Source organism: Streptomyces sp. NBC_01546 (assembly GCF_045208355.1).
Classification (GTDB): Bacteria; Actinomycetota; Actinomycetes; order Streptomycetales; family Streptomycetaceae; genus Streptomyces.
Genome location: NZ_CP109379.1, coordinates 2,877,809 through 2,896,210 on the forward strand (window position 1 = coordinate 2,877,809; position 18,402 = coordinate 2,896,210).

The 18,402-nt window shown below is 70.9% G+C and carries 14 protein-coding genes; 7 read left to right on the forward strand and 7 right to left on the reverse strand.

What is annotated here, in order from left to right; genetic code table 11:
- Positions 1-152 precede the first annotated feature (152 nt).
- Together OHA89_RS12700 and glgB are read left to right on the forward strand one after the other, a co-directional pair.
- The gene (locus tag OHA89_RS12700; RefSeq protein WP_266943141.1) at positions 153-1,613 is read left to right on the forward strand and encodes a maltokinase N-terminal cap-like domain-containing protein; all 1,461 of its coding nucleotides are present in this window, start codon (positions 153-155) and stop codon (positions 1,611-1,613) included.
- Positions 1,610-3,910: a 1,4-alpha-glucan branching enzyme gene (glgB, locus tag OHA89_RS12705; protein WP_406366198.1), complete on the forward strand. Its 2,301-nt coding sequence runs from the start codon at positions 1,610-1,612 to the stop codon at positions 3,908-3,910. Before OHA89_RS12700 ends, glgB begins: the two co-directional genes overlap by 4 nt.
- On the opposite strand, the gene OHA89_RS12710 is transcribed toward glgB, so the two are convergent.
- Positions 3,900-4,304 carry a thioredoxin domain-containing protein gene (locus OHA89_RS12710; RefSeq protein ID WP_266614884.1) on the reverse strand — a complete coding sequence of 135 codons (405 nt, stop codon included), beginning with the start codon at positions 4,302-4,304 and terminating at the stop codon, positions 3,900-3,902. The two genes, glgB and OHA89_RS12710, sit on opposite strands and share 11 nt — an antisense overlap.
- Before the next feature lie 300 nt (positions 4,305-4,604).
- On the opposite strand from OHA89_RS12710, the gene OHA89_RS12715 reads away from it, so the two are divergent.
- Positions 4,605-5,225 carry a helix-turn-helix domain-containing protein gene (locus tag OHA89_RS12715; protein WP_215140270.1) on the forward strand — a complete coding sequence of 207 codons (621 nt, stop codon included), beginning with the start codon at positions 4,605-4,607 and terminating at the stop codon, positions 5,223-5,225.
- 116 nt (positions 5,226-5,341) lie between these two features.
- On the opposite strand, the gene OHA89_RS12720 is transcribed toward OHA89_RS12715, so the two are convergent.
- Complete coding sequence (locus OHA89_RS12720) at positions 5,342-6,367, reverse strand: ATP-dependent 6-phosphofructokinase (protein ID WP_215140229.1); 1,026 nt, start codon at positions 6,365-6,367, stop codon at positions 5,342-5,344.
- A 226-nt stretch (positions 6,368-6,593) separates the two neighbouring features.
- Here OHA89_RS12720 and pta point away from each other — a divergent pair, with 226 nt between their 5' ends.
- The 3 genes from pta (at position 6,594) to pyk (ending at position 11,424) form a co-directional block, all read left to right on the forward strand.
- A complete protein-coding gene (gene pta, locus OHA89_RS12725) occupies positions 6,594-8,684 on the forward strand; it encodes a phosphate acetyltransferase (RefSeq protein ID WP_257554091.1) in 2,091 nt (696 codons plus the stop codon).
- A gap of 33 nt (positions 8,685-8,717) precedes the next feature.
- Positions 8,718-9,932, forward strand: coding sequence for an acetate kinase (locus OHA89_RS12730; RefSeq protein ID WP_406366201.1), 1,215 nt, complete (start codon positions 8,718-8,720; stop codon positions 9,930-9,932).
- A gap of 61 nt (positions 9,933-9,993) precedes the next feature.
- On the forward strand, positions 9,994-11,424 hold the full coding sequence (gene pyk, locus OHA89_RS12735) for a pyruvate kinase (protein WP_215140232.1): 1,431 nt from the start codon (positions 9,994-9,996) through the stop codon (positions 11,422-11,424).
- 108 nt (positions 11,425-11,532) lie between these two features.
- On the opposite strand, the gene OHA89_RS12740 is transcribed toward pyk, so the two are convergent.
- The 4 genes from OHA89_RS12740 to OHA89_RS12755 form a co-directional block, all read right to left on the reverse strand.
- Positions 11,533-12,789: a hypothetical protein gene (locus tag OHA89_RS12740; RefSeq protein WP_266614890.1), complete on the reverse strand. Its 1,257-nt coding sequence runs from the start codon at positions 12,787-12,789 to the stop codon at positions 11,533-11,535.
- Positions 12,779-13,354, reverse strand: a complete 576-nt coding sequence (locus OHA89_RS12745) for a DUF6114 domain-containing protein (RefSeq protein ID WP_406366203.1) — start codon at positions 13,352-13,354, stop codon at positions 12,779-12,781. Before OHA89_RS12745 ends, OHA89_RS12740 begins: the two co-directional genes overlap by 11 nt.
- A gap of 108 nt (positions 13,355-13,462) precedes the next feature.
- Positions 13,463-14,101 (reverse strand): DUF6230 family protein, encoded by a 639-nt coding sequence (locus OHA89_RS12750; protein WP_215012200.1) that lies wholly within the window; start codon positions 14,099-14,101, stop codon positions 13,463-13,465.
- A gap of 584 nt (positions 14,102-14,685) precedes the next feature.
- Positions 14,686-15,690 (reverse strand): tetratricopeptide repeat protein, encoded by a 1,005-nt coding sequence (locus tag OHA89_RS12755; protein ID WP_257554096.1) that lies wholly within the window; start codon positions 15,688-15,690, stop codon positions 14,686-14,688.
- A gap of 228 nt (positions 15,691-15,918) precedes the next feature.
- Here OHA89_RS12755 and OHA89_RS12760 point away from each other — a divergent pair, with 228 nt between their 5' ends.
- Positions 15,919-16,551: a TetR/AcrR family transcriptional regulator gene (locus OHA89_RS12760; RefSeq protein ID WP_257554097.1), complete on the forward strand. Its 633-nt coding sequence runs from the start codon at positions 15,919-15,921 to the stop codon at positions 16,549-16,551.
- A 76-nt stretch (positions 16,552-16,627) separates the two neighbouring features.
- Here the strand turns inward: OHA89_RS12760 and OHA89_RS12765 are convergent, their stop codons facing one another.
- Positions 16,628-18,328: a methylmalonyl-CoA mutase gene (locus OHA89_RS12765; RefSeq protein WP_215140237.1), complete on the reverse strand. Its 1,701-nt coding sequence runs from the start codon at positions 18,326-18,328 to the stop codon at positions 16,628-16,630.
- Between the last annotated feature and the right edge of the window lie 74 nt (positions 18,329-18,402).

The following is an 18,402-nucleotide window of genomic DNA, read 5'->3' on the forward strand; positions in this document are numbered from 1 at the left end:
CGGGTACGGGGCGGGCAGCACGCGAATGGGTCAATCGCCCGCCCCTGTACGGATCATCCTGACCCGACACTCGCACTTGCCGGAGAAGCAACTGCCGCGCATCCGGGACACTCTGCGCATTCTGTGACGGCCCGGGGAAAGGACGCGACGCCATGTCGGAGGCTGCATCCGCCCGGAGCCGGCTGACGGCCGACCGGGCCGCCCTGCTCACCGGGATCGGCCCGCTGGAACCGATGCTGCGGGCCTGGCTGCCCACGCAGCGCTGGTTCGCGGGCAAGGGCCGTGCCATCGGCGCGCTCAGGACCGTCTCGGCGGCCGAACTGCTGCCTCCGGGGTCCGTCCCCGGACTGGTGCACCTGCTCCTCGACGTCGACGGGGACTGCTACCAACTCCTCCTGGGCATCCGCCCGTCCCTGCCGCCCGCGCTCGCGCACACGCTGATCGGGCACGCAGACGAGGGCCCCTACGCGGGCCGGGCGGTGTACGAGGCGCTGGGCGACCCCCGGCTCGCGGCCATGCTGCTGGAACGATTGCGCTCCCCCGGCAGCCTCGGCCCGCTCCGCTTCGACCGGGACCCGGACGCGCCGGTCCCGGCCGGGCTCGCCCCGCGGCCGCTGTCCGGCGAGCAGACCAACTCCTCGCTGATCTACGGGGATTCGTACATCCTGAAGGTGTTCCGGCGGGTCGGCCCGGGGGTCAACCCGGACCTGGAGCTGCCCCGGGCGCTGGCCGCCGCCGGGTGCGCCCGCGTCCCGGCGCCGGTCGCCTGGTACGAGGCCGAGCTGCCCGGCAGCGAGCCGCTGACCCTGGGCGTGCTCCAGCCGTACCTGCGCGGCTCCGACGACGGCTGGCAGCTGGCGCTGCGCCGGCTCGGCGCCGGGGCCGACTTCACCGCCGAGGCCCACGCACTGGGCCGGGCCACCGCCGAGGTGCACAGCGCGCTCGCCGCCGCCCTGCCCACCGTCGCCCTCGGCCCGGAGCAGACCGCCCGGCTCGCCGCCGGGATGACGGCCCGGCTGGCCGCCACCGCCCGGGAAGTGGCCGCGCTGCGGCCCTACGAGGCGGGGCTGCGGGGGGCGTTCGACGCGCTGGCCGCCTCCCGCGGAGCCGGGGTGCCGGCCCAGCGGATCCACGGGGACCTCCATCTGGGGCAGACCCTGCGCACCCTCGACGGCTCCTGGTCGTTGATCGACTTCGAGGGCGAGCCGGCCCGGCCGCTGGCCGACCGGCGCCGCCCCGAACCGGCCGTGCGCGACATCGCCGGGATACTGCGTTCCTTCGACTACGCCGCGCGCTCGCACCGGCCGTTCGCCCCCGCCTGGGCGGACGACTGCCGGGCCGCCTTCTGCGAGGGCTACGCCCGCACCACGGGCCGCGACCCCCGCGAGGATCCCGTGCTGCTGCGCGCGTACGAGACCGACAAGGCGGTGTACGAGGCCCGTTACGAGTCCCGGCACCGCCCCGACTGGCTGCACGTCCCGATGGCCGCGATCCGGCGGCTCTCGGAGCCGCAGCGGCCCGCCCACCGGATGCCTCCGGTCCCGCCCGCCCCCGGCTCCGTCTCCACGCACCCCCAACCCCATCAGAAGCCCCCGAGGAGGCCGCTCGCGTGAGCGCCGCACGACAGCCGTCACCGACCGTCCCCGACGAAACCGGAACCGTCCCGGCGTCCGCCAAGACAGCGACACGGGCTGGCCGCGCGCCCCGGGCCCGCCGCGCCGCCCCACCCCGCGGGGTCCGGCCGGCGCCCGCGCTCGGCGGGGAGGAACGGGCCCGGCTGCTGGAGGGCCGTCACCACGACCCCCACGCGGTGCTGGGCGCCCGCACCGAGCGGGGCGGGGTGGCCTTCCGCGTGCTGCGCCCGTACGCCAAGGCGGTCACCGTCGTCGCCAAGGGGCTGCGGGCCGAGCTCTTCGACGAGGGCGACGGGCTGTTCTCCGGGCTGCTGCCGCTGACCGGGGTGCCGGACTACCGGCTGCTGGTCGCGTACGACAGCGACGAGATCGAGGTCCACGACCCGTACCGGTTCCTGCCCGCGCTCGGCGAGCTGGACCTGCACCTGATCGGCGAGGGCCGCCACGAGCAGCTGTGGAAGGCACTCGGCGCCGAGCCGATGGAGCACCAGGGGGTGGACGGCACCCGGTTCACGGTGTGGGCGCCGAACGCCCAGGGGGTCCGCGTCGCCGGGGACTTCTCGTACTGGGACTCCGTCGCCTACCCGATGCGCTCGCTCGGCGCCAGCGGCGTGTGGGAGCTGTTCCTGCCCGGCGTGGGCGCCGGGGCGCTGTACAAGTACGACATCACGCGCCCCGACGGCAGTCACACCCTGCGCGCGGACCCGATGGCCCGGGCCGCAGAGGTGCCCCCGGCGAACGCCTCCCGGGTGACCGCCTCCGCGTACGCGTGGGGGGACGCGCAGTGGATGGCGAACCGCGGGGCCCGGCCCCCGCACCAGGCCCCCTTCTCCGTGTACGAGCTGCACCTGGCGTCCTGGCGGCCCGGGCTCTCGTACCGCCAGCTCGCCGAGCAGCTGCCGGGGTACGTGAAGGAGCTCGGCTTCACGCACGTGGAGCTGATGCCGGTCGCCGAGCACCCCTTCGGCGGCTCCTGGGGCTACCAGGTCACCGGCTTCTACGCGCCGACCTCGCGGATGGGCGGCCCGGACGACTTCCGTCTCCTCGTGGACGCGCTGCACCAGGCCGGGATCGGGGTGATCGTCGACTGGGTGCCGGCGCACTTCCCGCGCGACGACTGGGCCCTCGCCGAGTTCGACGGGCGGCCGCTGTACGAGCACCAGGACCCGCGGCGGGCCGCGCACCCGGACTGGGGGACGCTGGAGTTCGACTACGGCCGCAAGGAGGTCCGCAACTTCCTCGTCGCCAACGCCGTGTACTGGTGCGAGGAGTTCCACGTGGACGGGCTGCGCGTGGACGCGGTGGCCTCGATGCTCTATCTCGACTACTCGCGCGCCGAGGGCGAGTGGACGCCCAACGAGCACGGCGGGCGGGAGAACCTGGACGCGGTGGCGCTGCTCCAGGAGATGAACGCGACCGTGTACCGGCGCTGCCCGGGCGTGGTGACGATCGCGGAGGAGTCCACCGCGTGGGAGGGCGTGACCCGGCCCACGGACTCGGGCGGGCTGGGCTTCGGCCTGAAGTGGAACATGGGCTGGATGCACGACACGCTGCGCTACATGTCGAAGGAGTCGGTGCACCGCAAGTACCACCACCACGACATGACCTTCGGGATGATCTACGCCTTCAGCGAGAACTACGTGCTGCCGATCTCGCACGACGAGGTGGTGCACGGCAAGGGTTCGCTGGTGTCGAAGATGCCCGGCGAGGACTGGTGGCAGAAGCGGGCCGCGCACCGGGCGTACCTGGGCTTCATGTGGGCCCACCCGGGGAAGCAGCTGCTCTTCATGGGTCAGGAGTTCGCCCAGGGTTCGGAATGGTCGGAGGTGTACGGGCCGGACTGGTGGCTGCTGGACGACTCCTATTCGGCGGCCGGTGACCACCGGGGCGTCCGCACCCTCGTGCGCGACCTGAACCGCACGTACACGGCGGCGCCCGCCCTGTGGGAGCGGGACACCGTGCCGGAGGGCTTCGCCTGGGTGGAGGCGGACGCCGCGGAGGACAACGTGTTCGCCTTCCTGCGGTACGCGCAGGACGGCTCGCAGCTCCTGTGCGTGTCGAACTTCTCGCCGGTGGTCCGGCACGGGTACCGGGTCGGGGTGCCGCAGGACGTCCCGCTGTGGCAGGAGGTCCTCAACACCGACCAGGAGCAGTACGGCGGCAGCGGGGTGCGTCATCTGCAGCCGCTGCGGCCCGAGCCGGTCCCCGCGCAGGGCCGCCCGGCGAGCCTGCGCCTGACGCTCCCGCCGCTGGCGACGGTCTGGCTCAGGCCGTAACGGCCGCCGCGAGGTGCTCCTCCAGTTCCTGGAGGAGCCCCCGCTTGGCCCGGGCCCCGACCATCTGCCGGACGGGCTCGCCGTCGCGGAAGACGAGCAGGGTCGGCATGGACAGCACCCCGTACCGCGTGACGGTGGCGGGGTTGCTGTCCGCGTCGATCTGCACGACCTTGAGGCGGCCGGCCTCCTCGGCGGCGATCGCGGACAGCACGGGCGCGAGCTGGCGGCAGGGGCCGCACCAGTCCGCGGTGAACTCCACGAGGACGGGCCTGCCCCGCTCGCCGAGCACCTCGGTGTCGAAGTCGGCGTCGGTCACTTCCGCGACACCCTGTGCGTAGTACCGCAGGGTCCGAGTGCTGGTTCCGGCCCGCTCTGCCAGTTCACCGATGCGCATGGCCGGACCGTATTCCTTGACGCCGACGTCAAGGCAATGTGTGAGAGCTGTGAGGGGTCTTGCGCTGACCGGCTCTGGCTGGAACCGTACGGTGTAGTCGATCTTCGAGTGCACCGATTACCGGACGGTCGCCGGGAAACCCGGCGAAATGCCGCAACTCCATAGGACGTTCCTACGAGTTATGGGCTTGTTTGATTGGTCTGTAGTCGCCGCGCCCTGGCCACTTCTACGGTGTGCCATGTGCACTCCAGCCCACCTTTCAATGCCCCCGCCGCGCGTCGTCTGCGCGCGGCCCTGGGCATGGCTCCCGGTCATGTCGCCTATGGCCTGCGTGCCCAGTACGGACTGATCGTCGCGCCCGAGACCGTGATGGCCTGGGAGCGTGGCGAGATATCTCCTTCCTCGGCCGAGCTCACGGCCCTCGCCGGCGTCCTGTGGTGCTCTCCCGGGGAGCTGCTCGCCGAGCCGGTCACCTTGCGGGAGCACCGGATCTCCAGGGGGCTGGCCGCGGAGGAGCTGGCCCGGCGGATCGGCCTGGAGGCGAACGCGTACCAGAAGATGGAGGACACCGGGCGCTGGAAGGGCAACGAGCGCCAGTCCGCCGCCCTCGCGACGGCACTGGGTCTGACCCTGGCCCAGTTCGTGACAGCCACCGGCAAGCAGGAGGAGCTGGCGGACCTGCTGCGCAGCGCGGTGACCACGCGCTGGCAGGCGTACGTGAAGCCGCTGGGCAAGCTGCTGCCGATCCCCAAGGCCCATCTGGAGCGGATGCTGGAGCTGCTGCACGGGGACTACCAGTCGCGGATGATGGCGACGCTCAGCTGGGGCAGCGGCGGCGAGGCCGGGAGCGGGGACGCGGGGCGGGAGTTCCTCGCCGAGATCGTGGACCGGTTCTGGAGCCTCGCGGGCGGTGCGACGTAGAACACTTCCGGTCGAACCGGACATGCGCCGAACGGCCCCGGCCCGTCCTCGAGAGGGACGGGCCGGGGCCGTTCGGCCCGCGGAAAGGGGGCGGAAGTCCCGCGCCGGGGGGCCCTTTAGAAGACGGACTCGGCCTCGTACACGCGGGCCTCGGGAACCGTCTTCAGCTCGGTGACGGCCAAGGCCAGCGGGGCCATCACGATGTCGGTGCCGCGCAGGGCGGTCATGTTGCCGAAGTCGCCGCGGTGGACGGCCTCGACGGCGTGCCAGCCGAAGCGGGTCGCGAGGACGCGGTCGTACGCGGTCGGGGTGCCGCCGCGCTGGACGTGGCCGAGGATGACCGGGCGGGCCTCCTTGCCCAGGCGCCGCTCCAGCTCGACCGCCAGGCGGTTGCCGATGCCGGCGAAGCGCTCGTGGCCGTACTGGTCGATGGCGCCCTTCTCGTACGGCATGGAGCCCTCGGCCGGGTGCGCGCCCTCGGCGACGCAGACGACGGCGAACTTCTTCCCGCGGGCGAACCGTTCCTCCACCATCTTCACCAGGGCGTCCACCTCGAAGGGACGCTCGGGCAGGCAGATCCCGTGCGCGCCGCCGGCCATGCCGGACTCCAGGGCGATCCAGCCCGCGTGGCGGCCCATGACCTCGACGACCATCACGCGCTGGTGCGACTCGGCGGTGGTCTTCAGGCGGTCGATGGCCTCGGTGGCGACCATGACGGCGGTGTCGAAGCCGAAGGTGCGGTCGGTGGAGGAGATGTCGTTGTCGATGGTCTTCGGCACGCCGACGACCGGCATCCCGGCGTCCGACAGCATCCGCGCGGCGGTCAGGGTGCCCTCGCCGCCGATCGGGATGAGGGCGTCGATGCCATAGCGCGTCGCCAGTTCCTGCGCGTTCTCGGCGGCTTCGTGAAGACGTGCGCGCTCCATGCGGGCCGAACCGAGGATCGTGCCGCCACGGGCGAGAATGCCACTGACGGCATTGATGTCGAGAGGGCGGAAGTTGCCGTCCAGGAGGCCCTTGAAACCGTCTTCAAAACCGATGACCTCGTCCCCGTGCCCGACCACGGCGCGGTGTACGACCGATCGGATGACAGCGTTGAGGCCCGGACAGTCGCCGCCCGCGGTGAGAACTCCGATACGCATCGTGCTGTGTCTCCTGCCGTACATGTGAAGAAGGGCGTAATGAGGAAGCCTGTCCGATTGTTCCACGGGCCGGGGGTGCCCCGCTCTTCTGCTGCTCCGCCCGCCGGGCCTTTCGACCCCTCCGGCCAGGCCTTTTTCCCGGCGGGCGTCCTATCCATCGGCAGAGGTATTGTCAAGAGGTCAAGCCACACTAAATGGACATTCACAGCATGGACGGAGAGCACGCGTGACGCGCAGCGTGTACGTGACCGGCATCGAGCGGGGGGACGGCCGACAGGTCGTCGAGCTGGGAATCATGGAGATCCTGACCCGGCAGACAGGCCGGGTCGGCGTCTATCGCCCGTTGCTCCACGACGGCCCCGACCGGCTCTTCGATCTGCTCAAGGCCCGCTACCGGATCGACCAGGACGCATCCACGGCCTACGGCATGGAGTACGAGGAGGCCTCGGCGATCCTCGCCGAGAAGGGCACTGACGAGCTGGTCTCGCAGCTGGTCGACCGCTACCACCGGGTGGCCCGCGAGTACGAGGTCATGCTGGTCCTGGGCACCGACTACGCCGACACCAACCTCCCCGACGAGCTCGCGCTCAACGCCCGGCTCGCCAACGAGCTGGGCGCGGTCGTCGTTCCCGTCGTGGGCGGAGTCAAGCACCCCGCCGAGGCCGTGCGCGCAGAGACCCGCAACGCCTACCGGGCGTACGAGACCCTGGGCTGCCACGTGGTCGCGATGGTCGTCAACCGGGTGGCCGCCGAGGACCGCGACACCATAGCCGAGCGACTGGCCGCCCGGCTCCCCGTGCCCTGCTACGTGCTGCCGGACGACAAGTCGCTCTCCGCCCCGACCGTCGCCCAGATCACCCAGGCGCTCGGCGGCGAGGTGCTCCTCGGCGACGAGGCCGGGCTGGCCCGCGACGCCCTGGACTTCGTCTTCGGCGGCGCCATGCTGCCGAACTTCCTGAACGCGCTGACGCCCGGCTGTCTGGTCGTCACCCCCGGGGACCGCTCCGACCTCGTCATCGGCGCACTGGCCGCGCACACCTCGGGCACCCCGCCGATCGCCGGTGTGCTGCTCACCCTGAACGAGCGCCCGGGCCCGGACATCCTCACGCTGGCCTCGAAGCTGGCGCCGGGCACGCCCGTGGTGTCGGTGGCCGGCAACAGCTTCCCGACCGCCGCCGAACTCTTCTCGCTGCAGAGCCGGTTGAACTCCGCGACCCCGCGCAAGCTGGAGACCGCGCTCGGCCTCTTCGAGCGGCACGTGAACACCGGCGAGCTGCGCGACCTGCTGTCGGTGGCCCGCTCCGAGCGCGTCACCCCGATGATGTTCGAGCACGAGCTGCTGGAGCGGGCCCGCGCCGAGCGGCGCCGCGTCGTACTGCCCGAGGGCACCGAGGAGCGCGTGCTGCGCGCCGCGGACGTGGTGCTGCGCCGGGGGGTGTGCGACCTGACCCTGCTGGGCGAGGAGCAGGCGATCGTGAAGAAGGCCGGCGACCTCGGGATCGACATCTCGGGCGCACAGCTCATCGATCCGGCGACCTCCCCCTTGCGGGAACGTTTCGCCGAGTACTACGCCAAGGTCCGCGCCCACAAGGGCATGACCGTCGAGCTGGCCAACGACGTGGTCACCGACGTCAATTACTTCGGCACCCTGATGGTCCAGGAGGGCCTGGCCGACGGCATGGTCTCCGGCTCGGTGCACTCCACCGCCGCGACCATCCGCCCGGCCTTCGAGATCATCAAGACCAAGCCCGAGGCCTCCATCGTCTCCTCGGTCTTCTTCATGTGCCTGGCCGACCGGGTCCTCGTGTACGGCGACTGCGCGGTCAACCCGGACCCGGGCGCCGACCAGCTCGCCGACATCGCCGTCCAGTCGGCCGCCACCGCCGCCGCCTTCGGCGTCGAGCCGCGGATCGCGATGCTCTCGTACTCGACCGGCACCTCGGGCAGCGGAGCGGACGTGGACAAGGTCCGCAAGGCCACCGAGATCGTCCGCGAGCAGCGCCCCGATCTGCTGATCGAGGGTCCGATCCAGTACGACGCGGCCGTGGAGCCCTCGGTCGCCGCGACCAAACTGCCCGGGTCCGAGGTGGCCGGCCGCGCGAGCGTGCTGATCTTCCCCGACCTCAACACCGGCAACAACACGTACAAGGCCGTGCAGCGTTCGGCGGGCGCCGTGGCGGTCGGCCCGGTGCTCCAGGGCCTGCGCAAGCCGGTCAACGACCTCTCGCGCGGCGCACTGGTCCAGGACATCGTCACCACCGTGGCCATCACCGCGATCCAGGCCCAGTCGCAGCCGCAGCCGCAGGCCGCCCGGTAATCCCCCACCGCACCCGAAGGAAAGACCCGCATCGTGACCGCATCGCGCGTACTCGTCCTCAACTCCGGCTCCTCGTCGGTCAAGTACCAGCTCCTCGACATGGCGGACCGCTCCCGCCTGGCCGTCGGCCTGGTGGAGCGGATCGGCGAGGAGACCTCCCGTCTCGTGCACGAGACGCTGACCGGACCGGGCGCCGCGGGCGGCAAGCGCGAGCAGCTCGGCCCGATCACCGACCACGAGGCGGCCCTCAAGGCGGTGGCGGCGGAGCTCGCCGCCGACGGGCTGGGCCTGGACTCCCCCGAACTGGCCGCCGTGGGGCACCGCGTGGTGCACGGCGGGACGAAGTTCACCCAGCCGACCGTGATCGACGACGCGGTGCTGGCGGAGATCCGGAGCCTGATCCCCCTCGCACCGCTGCACAACCCGGCGAACGTGACGGGCATCGAGGTGGCGCGCGGGCTGCGCGCGGACATCCCGCAGGTCGCCGTCTTCGACACGGCCTTCCACTCCACGATGCCGGAGTACGTGGCGCGGTACGCGATCGATGCCGCGACGGCGGACAGGTACTCCATCCGGCGGTACGGATTCCACGGGACCTCCCACGCCTACGTCTCGCGGGCGACGGCCGCGCTGCTCGGCCGGCCGGTGGAGGACGTGAACGTGATCGTGCTGCACCTGGGCAACGGCGCCTCCGCCTCCGCGGTGCGGGGCGGGGTGTGCGTGGAGACGTCCATGGGCCTGACCCCGCTGGAGGGTCTGGTCATGGGGACCCGTTCGGGCGATCTCGATCCGGCGGTCGTCTTCCACCTGGCGCGGGTGGGGGGCCTCTCGGTGGATGAGATCGATTCGCTCCTGAACAAGAAGAGCGGTCTGCTGGGCATGTGCGGCGACAACGACATGCGCGAGGTGCTCCGGCGGGCGGGCGAGGGCGACGAGGCGGCGAGCCTCGCCTTCGCCGCGTACGTCCACCGGCTGAAGAAGTACATCGGTGCCTACTCGGCGGTCCTGGGGCGGGTGGACGCGGTGGCGTTCACGGCCGGGGTCGGCGAGAACGCCCACCAGGTCCGCGAGGCCGCGCTGGACGGCCTGGCCGAGCTGGGCCTGGCGCTGGATCTCGAAGCCAACGCGGCGCGTTCCCCGCAGCCGCGGCTGGTTTCGGCGGAGTATGCCCGGGTGGCCGTGGCGGTGGTCCCGACGGATGAGGAACTGGAGATCGCCACCCAGGCGTATGCGCTGGTTACCCACTAGTCACTTGGACTTTCCACCAGACGGAATATTCCGCTACGAAACAAACCGATAGGATCCAGTCATGCGCCGTTCCAAAATCGTCTGCACGCTGGGCCCCGCCGTCGACTCGTATGAGCAGCTGAAAGCGCTCATCGAGGCAGGCATGAACGTGGCCCGATTCAACTTCAGCCACGGATCCCAGGCAGAACACCAGGAGCGGTACGACCGCGTCCGGAAGGTCTCCGAGGACACCGGGCGTGCCGTCGGCGTCCTCGCCGACCTCCAGGGTCCGAAGATCCGTCTGGAGACCTTCGCCGAGGGTCCCGTCGAGCTGGTGCGCGGTGACGAGTTCACCATCACCACCGAGGACGTCCCGGGTGACAAGTCCATCTGCGGTACCACCTACAAGGGCCTGCCGGGTGACGTCTCCCAGGGCGACCAGATCCTGATCAACGACGGCAACGTCGAGCTGCGGGTGACCGAGGTCGAGGGCCCGCGGGTCAAGACCATCGTCATCGAGGGCGGTGTCATCTCGGACCACAAGGGCATCAACCTGCCGGGTGCCGCCGTCAACGTCCCCGCCCTGTCGGAGAAGGACGTCGACGACCTCCGCTTCGCCCTGCGGATGGGCTGCGACATGGTCGCCCTCTCCTTCGTCCGCGACGCCAACGACGTCAAGGACGTCCACAAGGTCATGGACGAGGAGGGCCGCCGGGTCCCCGTCATCGCCAAGGTGGAGAAGCCGCAGGCCGTCGAGAACATGGTGGCCGTGGTCGACGCCTTCGACGCGGTCATGGTGGCCCGTGGTGACCTGGCCGTCGAGTATCCGCTCGAGAAGGTCCCGATGGTCCAGAAGCGGCTCATCGAGATGTGCCGCCGCAACGCCAAGCCGGTGATCGTCGCGACCCAGATGATGGAGTCGATGATCACCAACTCCCGCCCGACGCGCGCGGAGGCGTCCGACGTCGCCAACGCGATCCTCGACGGCGCGGACGCGGTCATGCTGTCGGCCGAGTCCTCGGTCGGCGCCTACCCGATCGAGACCGTCAAGACGATGTCGAAGATCGTCACGGCGGCCGAGGAGGAGCTCCTCTCCAAGGGCCTGCAGCCGCTGGTCCCGGGCAAGAAGCCCCGTACCCAGGGCGGCTCCGTCGCCCGCGCGGCCTGCGAGATCGCGGACTTCCTCGACGGCAAGGCGCTCATCGCCTTCACCCAGTCCGGTGACACGGCCCGCCGCCTGTCGCGCTACCGCGCCACGCAGCCGATCCTGGCCTTCACCACGGACGTCAACACCCGCAACCAGCTCACGCTGAGCTGGGGCGTCGAGTCGTACGTCGTCCCGCACGTGAACAACACCGACGCGATGGTCGACCTGGTGGACGGCGAGCTGCTCAAGCTGGGCCGCCACAACCAGGGCGACACCATGGTCATCACGGCCGGCTCGCCCCCCGGCGTCCCCGGCACCACCAACATGGTCCGGGTGCACCACCTGGGCGGCGGCGCGCGGGACTGATCCCCGCCACCGCACCGCAGGACTCTGCCGCACAGAGGCCGAGGGCGGCACCCCGCAGCGATGCGGGGTGCCGCCCTCGGCGTTTTTCGCGTGCGCGGTCGTACGGGACTACTCCGGCGGGCCGATGTAGTTCTTCAGGCCCGGGACCGTGAGCGTGCCGCCGAACTGGCCGGCCTGGACGACCTTGACGTCCGTGAAGAACGCGAACGGGACGTTCAGCGGCGGCGGGCTGTTCGGGGTGAACTCGATCGGGATCAGACCGAAGAGGTTGCCCTTGAGGCTCTCGGTGTACATCGTCACCGTGCCGCCGCGGATCTTGGAGGTGGAGCCCGGGCGGGACTTCAGGTGGGCGACGTTCCCCGTGGTGCCGACCGTCTGGTACAGGTCCTTGATGTCCAGCGAGTCCGCGGTGAACTTCAGGACCTTCTTGGTCTTGCCGCCGGCCGTCTTCACCTCGACGATGCCGTGGTAGTCCAGGCCGTAGAGGGTCAGCAGGGAGCTGTCGAGGTACCAGGGCTCGTCCGGCAGGAGCGGGATGCCCGGCTCCAGTTCGGCGTCGGCCAGGGCCTGGGCGTCGTAGGTCGGACAGGGGAAGGGTTCCTTCCCGTCCGCGTCCTTCGTCGCCTCCGGCGTGGCCTTGTCCTCGGCGGCCCCGTCCTCGCCCGTCTCGTCCTTCGGGGTCTTCGCGGTGTCCTTGACCTCGTCGGACAGCTCCTTGACCTCGGCTCCGGCCTTGCCCGCCGCGTCGCGGATGGCGTCCGCCGCCGGGTCCGGGGCCGGGGCCGCGGGCTTCGGGGCGGTCGTCGTGGACGGCGCGGGCGTCGGGGTCGCCGTCGGCTGCGCGTCCGTGACGGGGTTGAGGAGCTTCTTGAGCGCGTCGCCGACACCCAGCGGGTCCAGCGGGTTCGTGGACTTGGTCGGCGTGGGCGCGGGCGTCGGCGCGGCGGCGGCCGGGGCCGCGGCCGCCGGCTTGGTCGCCGTCGGGGACGGGGAGCCGCTCGGCTTCGGCTTGGCGGATGCGGAGGCAGACGCGGACGGCGAGGGGGACGCACTGGGCGACGCACTCGGCGAAGGCGACTTCGAAGGCGTCGGGGACGCCGACTCCGATTCCTTGGGCTCGTCGGATCGCGTCACGCACGGCCCGGGCGCGAAGGGGATGTCCTTCTCGTCGGCCACGGCCAGCTTGGGCGCCATGCCCATGCCGACGAACACGGCCGTCGGCATGGCCGCCAGCGCCATCGTCTTGCCGACGGGTATCTGGAGCTTGTTCAGCAGCGATTTCCTGGGCGCCGCGTGCCGCGGCCCCTTGATCTCGCGGGACTCTGCGCCTGGGGCCACGCCCCGCTGCGTCTCGTCACCCCGCACTGTTCCTCCCGCCATCGGCGTGGGCAGTCGTCTCGCTCGCGTGTGCCGGCGTTTCCGTTTCGCGCGGTCCCGGGATGCCCTGGGGACCCGCCATCGCCTCTGCCTTGCCCATGTCCACCGCGGCCGGCCGCTGGTTTTCCTGAGACTCGTCCGCCGGCTGCCCGGGGACCCATGCCAGGGCGAGGGCGCCGCCGATCATGGAGAGGATGAAGCCCATGAAGAAGCCGCCGAGGTTGGACACCGGGAGCGAGACCAGGGCCAGCAGGATCGCGGCGACGCCTGCGAAGACGCGGATGGCCTGCTGGAACCAGAGGGCCAGACCCAGCGTGATCAGCAGTACGCCGATGATCAGCGCACCGGCGCCACCCGTGGTGGCCATCGCCAGGCTGATGTTGCCCAGCCGGAGGTCCGCGTACGGGAAGTAGGCGATCGGGAAGCCACCGAGGAGCGTGAACAGCCCGGCCCAGAAAGGACGGCGACCGCTCCAGGCGTGGAAGTGGTAGTACACCGCGGTGAGCCAGGCGTCGTCTTCGCGGCGAACATAAACCGGGGCCTGGGGGTTCATGGACAACAGCTCCCTGGAAACGGTGGTACGGAAAACTCTGTGGAGCCCCGGACGGGCGGACGGCGACTCGCGCCGCCGGCCACCCCTCCGGTCACTCGCCGGGACGGGTTACTTCTCGTCCTGGTAGCACGGCTGGTCGCCGCCGAGCAGGCGCAGCTTGAGGTCGGGCAGCTTGAAGGTGCCCGCCGTCGTCGCCCACGCCTTCTGGCGCACGTTCGACAGGATCGCCTTGTCCGCGCGCTGCGAGAACGCGTACGGGCTGGCGACCGTGCCGGCCTGCGGCTTGGTCTTGTGGCTCGCGTCGCCGACAGCGACACCGATGTCCAGGTTCTTGAACTCGGCGTCGGTGTCGAGCTCGGCAACATCCAGGTAGATGTTGTCGGCGACGGCCGGCTTGCCCTTGTGGCCGGTGCGCAGCTGCAGCGTGATGTTGCCCAGCGGCGTCGGGGTCACCAGCGACTGGCACATGTTGGTGATCTCGGCGTGGCTGAACCCGGAGATGGTGACCGGGTGGTGCTGCGCGTTGCCCTTGAGGTCGTGACCCTCGGCAATGCCGCCGTACTGGATGAGGTTGTCACCGTCGAGCTTGTCGGCCGAGACCTTGAAGTCCTGGCCGGAGACGCTGAAGGACGCCGCGAGGGCTCCCTGCGCCAGACCCACACCGACCGCGGCCGTGGCCGCGATGCTCGGCACCATGACGAGCGCGAAGCGCTTCCATCTGGTCCCGCCACGAACCTGAGAACTCATTTCGTTCCTCCTTCTCGGACGTACATCTCCGGTCCGGGCCGTGCCCGTCCTGGGATGGGAGAAGTGCTACGTCCTCGGGAAGGAGCGCAGGCGGCCGGGCCGCGGCTGTGCCACGTCCGATACACCGGCGATCACCCCCGAGCGACAACCACTGGGCCACGCGTTCGCGCAACCTGGAGGACAGGCCCCGCCGGTGTGGCAGAGACCCCCCTGTCCCACGGCCGGTGCCACTGCCACCGGCCGGCTCGGTGGGGACCCTCCACCGCGGCTCCGGATGAGCGGCTCTGCGGGAAGGACCGAGCGTCGCCGATCGTGGTCCATTCCCGGCCGGGACACAAGGGGGTTCGTTACTGGCGGGTAACGGCCAGATAACCGGAGTGAGGCCCGCAGTCGTCGGGCGGCAACACAGGGTGTCACCAAGGGCCATGACAGATCGGGGGAAGAGTGAACACACCGGACAGTTCACGGGGTTCGGCTTACTCCGAGTAACAGCGGCCGCGATTGCCAAGTTTTGGCAAAGTGCGGCCGCTGTTTATCTACGTGTCAACAAATCGCGCCGGGGCGGCGCAGGCTCGGGCGGCGGCTCAGAAGAGCACTCGCGCCAGCGCCGTACGGGCCGCCGAGACCCGCGGGTCGTCCGCGCCGATGACCTCGAACAGCTCCAGCAGGCGCAGCCGCACGGCGTCCCGGTCCTCACCGAACGTCACCCGCACGGTGTCCACCAGGCGCCCGAACGCATCCTCCACGTGCCCGCCGACCAGATCCAGGTCGGCCGCGGCGATCTGCGCCGCCGGATCGCGCGGGTTCTCGGCCGCCGCGGTGCGCACCGCCTGCGGGTTCATGTCCTGGACACGGACGAGGAGTTCCGCCTGGGCCAGGCCCAGCTTGGCCTCGGTGTTGCCCGGGTCGTCGGTCAGCACGTTCTTGTACGCCTGCACCGCGCCGCCCAGGTCGCCCGCGTCGAGCGCGACGACGGCCGCCTCGAGCAGGGCGTCGTACGGGCCGGCCGGCACCTCGGTCTCCGCGGCGGCGGCCCGGGGCTCGCCCTCGGCAGCGGGGTCCACCTCGATGCCGATGATCCCGAAGCGGTCCTCGGCGACCTGCACCAGCTGGGCGAGGGTCTCGCGGATCTGCTGCTCCGGGGCCACGCCCTGGAACAGCGGCAGCACCTGGCCGGCGACCACGGCGAAGACGGCCGGGATGCCCTGGATCCCGAACTGCTGCATCAGCATCTGGTTCGCGTCGACATCGACCTTGGCGAGCACGAGGCGGCCGTTGGCCTCGAGGGTCAGGCGCTCCAGGAGCGGGCTGAGCTGCTTGCACGGTTCGCACCACTCGGCCCAGAAGTCCAGGACGACCGGGACCTCTGCGGAGAGCTGGAGTACATCGCGTTCAAACCCGGCCTCGTCTACGTCGACGACGAGGGCGGAGGGCGGCACCGCGCCGGCGGCCGGGCCTGCCCCGCCGCCCTGTGCCGCCTGCCGTGCCGATTCGGCGCGGGCCTGCTCGGCCTTGGCCTTGGCCTCACCGGCCGCCTTCACCGCGGCGAGGTCGACGACGCCGCTCATGGACATGTTTCTGGGCTGCATGCGTACATCCTCCCCCGTGTGTGCGCGCCGACGAAAAAGATCGCGTGAATTGACCTGATCCGCGATCACGGTGCTGGGCGGCGCCGGGTCCCCACCTGACGCCAGTAGCTCTTCGCGTGGTTGTCGCTCTTACGCTACGAGCCGTAGCGTAACTCCTCCCGGCCCTGCGGCGCCCCGTGATCTGAACCACAGCGGCCCATTCGGCTACCGGCGGGTATGGTCTCGGCCATGCGCAACCCCAGTCCCGGCTCCAGCACCGCCCGCACCGGCCGCCCCCGCAGCGCCGCCGCGGACGCCGCGATCCTCGCCGCGACCCGGGACGCACTGGTGGAGCTGGGCTGGTCGAAGCTGACGATGGGCGACGTCTCGGCCCGCGCCGGCGTCGCCAAGACCACCCTCTACCGGCGCTGGGCAGGCAAGAACGAGCTGGTCGTAGACGCGGTCGCGGAGCTCTTCGACTCGCTGGAACTGCCCGACCGCGGCTGTCTCGAAGCCGACATCGAGTACGTGGTCCTCCGGTTCGCGGAGCTGCTGCGGCGCCCGGAGGCCCGTACGGCCCTGATGGCGGTGGTCGCCGAGTCCACCCGGGACGAGGCCCTGCGCGACCGCATCCGGTCGGCGATCGTGGACCGGCAGAAACGTCTCGTCGTACTGGGTCGCGAACGGGCCCAGGCCCGCGGGGAACTCCCGTACGAGGAGGACGAGTCCCTCGCCGGCCGCACCACCGACCTGATATTCGACGTGATCGCGGGCACCGTGGTGCACCGCGCCCTGGTGAGCTCCGAGCCGGTGGACGAGCTCTGGGTGGCCACTTTCACGGCGCTGCTGATGCACGGCCTCCAGGGCGCGCCCCAGGCCTGAACCGGAGCCGCACACAACGCGAAGGCCGGCCGAGGCACCCCGTACGGGCGCCTCGGCCGGCCTCGCGTCGAACCGGTCAGAAGCCCGGCGGCTCCGTGTAGGTGCCCCACTCGTCGCGCAGGACGTTACAGATCTCGCCCAGCGTGGCCTCGGCCCGCACCGCGTCCAGCATGGCCGGAATCATGTTGGACCCGTCGCGGGCGGCATCCAGCATCGCGGCCAGCGACTGCGACACCTTGGCGTCGTCGCGCCGGCCCTTGCGCGCGGCCAGCTCCCGCACCTGGACGGTCTCCACCTCGTGGCTGACCCGCAGGATCTCCAGGTCCCCGGTGACCGAGCCGTGGTGGACGTTGACGCCGACGACCCGCTTGTCGCCCTTCTCGAGCGAACGCTGGTACTCGAAGGCCGACTCGGCGATCTCCCCGGTGAACCAGCCGTCCTCGATGCCGCGCAGGATGCCGGAGGTGATCGGCCCGATGGGGTGCTGCCCGTCGGGGTGGGCGCGCAGCCCGCGCTCCTTGATCTGGTCGAAGATCTTCTCGGCGTCCGCCTCGATGCGGTCGGTGAGCTGCTCGACGTACCAGGAGCCGCCCAGCGGGTCGGCCACGTTGGCGACGCCGGTCTCCTCCATCAGCACCTGCTGGGTGCGCAGGGCGATCTCGGCGGCCTGCTCGCTGGGCAGCGCGAGGGTCTCGTCGAGGGCGTTGGTGTGCAGGGAGTTCGTGCCGCCGAGGACGGCCGCGAGGGCTTCCACGGCGGTGCGCACGACGTTGTTGTACGGCTGCTGGGCGGTGAGGGAGACCCCGGCGGTCTGCGTGTGGAAGCGCAGCCACATGGACTTGTCGCTCTTCGCCCCGTAGACCTCCTTCATCCAGCGGGCCCAGATCCGGCGCGCGGCACGGAACTTGGCGATCTCCTCGAAGAAGTCGAGGTGCGCGTCGAAGAAGAAGGAGAGACCGGGCGCGAAGTGGTCCACGTCCATGCCGCGGGAGAGCCCGAGCTCCACGTAGCCGAATCCGTCGGCGAGGGTGTACGCGAGCTCCTGCGCGGCCGTCGCCCCGGCCTCGCGGATGTGGTAGCCGGAGACGGACAGCGGCTTGTAGGCCGGGATGCCCTTCGCGCAGTACTCCATGAGGTCGCCGATGAGGCGCAGGTGCGGCTCGGGTTCGAAGAGCCACTCCTTCTGGGCGATGTACTCCTTGAAGATGTCCGTCTGGAGCGTGCCGTTGAGGAGGGCCGGGTCCACGCCCTGCCGCTCGGCGGCGACCAGGTACATGCAGAAGGCGGGCACCGCGGGGCCCGAGATGGTCATCGAGGTGGTCACGTCACCGAGCGGGATGTCCTTGAACAGGACCTCCATGTCGGCGGCGGAGTCTATGGCCACCCCGCAGTGGCCCACCTCGCCGAGCGCGCGGGGGTCGTCGGAGTCGCGGCCCATGAGGGTCGGCATGTCGAAGGCCACGGAGAGCCCGCCGCCGCCAGCGGCCAGGATCATCTTGTAGCGCTCGTTGGTCTGCTCGGCGTTCCCGAACCCGGCGAACTGCCGGATGGTCCAGGTCCGCCCCCGGTAGCCGGTGGCGTGCAGGCCGCGGGTGTACGGGTACTCCCCCGGCCACCCGATGCGCTCGAACCCCTCGTACTCGTCGCCGGGCCGCGGCCCGTAGACCGGTTCGACATCATCGCCGGAGAGCGTGGTGAAGTCGGCCTCGCGCTTGCGTGCCTTGTCGTAACGGGCCTGCCAGCGAAGGCGGCCTTCTTCGATGCCGTCTGCGTCCATACCCATGAATTTACTAGGACGTCCTAGTAAATGTCGATGGGAAACCCCGGGGAGATGTCCCCGGGGTTCGTCCG

Bases quoted from the DNA above. Each gene is read 5' to 3' on its own strand.
- OHA89_RS12700 (WP_266943141.1), top strand. From the start codon at position 153: ATGTCGGAGGCTGCATCCGCCCGGAGCCGGCTGACGGCCGACCGGGCC.
- OHA89_RS12710 (WP_266614884.1), bottom strand. From the start codon at position 4,304: ATGCGCATCGGTGAACTGGCAGAGCGGGCCGGAACCAGCACTCGGACC.
- OHA89_RS12715 (WP_215140270.1), top strand. From the start codon at position 4,605: ATGGCTCCCGGTCATGTCGCCTATGGCCTGCGTGCCCAGTACGGACTG.
- OHA89_RS12720 (WP_215140229.1), bottom strand. From the start codon at position 6,367: ATGCGTATCGGAGTTCTCACCGCGGGCGGCGACTGTCCGGGCCTCAAC.
- pyk (WP_215140232.1), top strand. From the start codon at position 9,994: ATGCGCCGTTCCAAAATCGTCTGCACGCTGGGCCCCGCCGTCGACTCG.
- OHA89_RS12745 (WP_406366203.1), bottom strand. From the start codon at position 13,354: ATGAACCCCCAGGCCCCGGTTTATGTTCGCCGCGAAGACGACGCCTGG.
- OHA89_RS12750 (WP_215012200.1), bottom strand. From the start codon at position 14,101: ATGAGTTCTCAGGTTCGTGGCGGGACCAGATGGAAGCGCTTCGCGCTC.
- OHA89_RS12755 (WP_257554096.1), bottom strand. From the start codon at position 15,690: ATGCAGCCCAGAAACATGTCCATGAGCGGCGTCGTCGACCTCGCCGCG.
- OHA89_RS12760 (WP_257554097.1), top strand. From the start codon at position 15,919: ATGCGCAACCCCAGTCCCGGCTCCAGCACCGCCCGCACCGGCCGCCCC.
- OHA89_RS12765 (WP_215140237.1), bottom strand. From the start codon at position 18,328: ATGGACGCAGACGGCATCGAAGAAGGCCGCCTTCGCTGGCAGGCCCGT.